Genomic DNA, 1,778 nt, shown 5'->3' on the forward strand with positions numbered 1-1,778 from the left:
TGTACCGGGGCTAAATACACCACCGAAGCTGCGGATTGATACCTATGGTATCAGTGGTAGGGGAGCGTTCTAAGGGCAGTGAAGTCAGACCGTAAGGACTGGTGGAGCGCTTAGAAGTGAGAATGCCGGTATGAGTAGCGAAAGACGGGTGAGAATCCCGTCCACCGAATGCCTAAGGTTTCCTGAGGAAGGCTCGTCCGCTCAGGGTTAGTCAGGACCTAAGCCGAGGCCGACAGGCGTAGGCGATGGACAACAGGTTGATATTCCTGTACCACCTCTTTATCGTTTGAGCAATGGAGGGACGCAGAAGGATAGAAGAAGCGTGCGATTGGTTGTGCACGTCCAAGCAGTTAGGCTGATAAGTAGGCAAATCCGCTTATCGYGTATGCTGAGCTGTGATGGGGAAGCTCCTTATGGAGCGAAGTCTTTGATTCCCCGCTGCCAAGAAAAGCTTCTAGCGAGATAAAAGGTGCCTGTACCGCAAACCGACACAGGTAGGCGAGGAGAGAATCCTAAGGTGTGCGAGAGAACTCTGGTTAAGGAACTCGGCAAAATGACCCCGTAACTTCGGGAGAAGGGGTGCTTTCTTAACGGAAAGCCGCAGTGAATAGGCCCAAGCGACTGTTTAGCAAAAACACAGGTCTCTGCGAAGCCGTAAGGCGAAGTATAGGGGCTGACACCTGCCCGGTGCTGGAAGGTTAAGGAGAGGGGTTAGCGTAAGCGAAGCTCTGAACTGAAGCCCCAGTAAACGGCGGCCGTAACTATAACGGTCCTAAGGTAGCGAAATTCCTTGTCGGGTAAGTTCCGACCCGCACGAAAGGTGTAACGATTTGGGCACTGTCTCAACCAGAGACTCGGTGAAATTATAGTACCTGTGAAGATGCAGGTTACCCGCGACAGGACGGAAAGACCCCGTGGAGCTTTACTGTAGCCTGATATTGAATTTTGGTACAGTTTGTACAGGATAGGCGGGAGCCTTTGAAGCCGGAGCGCTAGCTTCGGTGGAGGCGCTGGTGGGATACCGCCCTGACTGTATTGAAATTCTAACCTACGGGTCTTATCGACCCGGGAGACAGTGTCAGGTGGGCAGTTTGACTGGGGCGGTCGCCTCCTAAAGTGTAACGGAGGCGCCCAAAGGTTCCCTCAGAATGGTTGGAAATCATTCGTAGAGTGCAAAGGCATAAGGGAGCTTGACTGCGAGACCTACAAGTCGAGCAGGGACGAAAGTCGGGCTTAGTGATCCGGTGGTTCCGCATGGAAGGGCCATCGCTCAACGGATAAAAGCTACCCCGGGGATAACAGGCTTATCTCCCCCAAGAGTCCACATCGACGGGGAGGTTTGGCACCTCGATGTCGGCTCATCGCATCCTGGGGCTGTAGTCGGTCCCAAGGGTTGGGCTGTTCGCCCATTAAAGCGGTACGCGAGCTGGGTTCAGAACGTCGTGAGACAGTTCGGTCCCTATCCGTCGTGGGCGTAGGAAATTTGAGAGGAGCTGTCCTTAGTACGAGAGGACCGGGATGGACGCACCGCTGGTGTACCAGTTGTTCTGCCAAGGGCATAGCTGGGTAGCTATGTGCGGAAGGGATAAGTGCTGAAAGCATCTAAGCATGAAGCCCCCCTCAAGATGAGATTTCCCATAGCGTAAGCTAGTAAGATCCCTGAAAGATGATCAGGTTGATAGGTTCGAGGTGGAAGCATGGTGACATGTGGAGCTGACGAATACTAATAGATCGAGGACTTAACCATATAATATGAAGCAAATGTTATCTAGTTTTGA

1 rRNA gene (running past one end of the window) is annotated in these 1,778 nt (G+C 52.7%); it reads left to right on the top strand.

Annotated elements, in window-relative coordinates:
* A 23S ribosomal RNA gene (locus tag AZF08_RS14115) occupies positions 1-1,747 on the top strand; it begins 1,175 nt to the left of the window's first position.
* The last annotated feature ends 31 nt before the right edge of the window (positions 1,748-1,778 follow it).

The organism is Bacillus gaemokensis (assembly GCF_001590835.1).
Classification (GTDB): domain Bacteria; phylum Bacillota; class Bacilli; order Bacillales; family Bacillaceae_G; genus Bacillus_A; species Bacillus_A gaemokensis.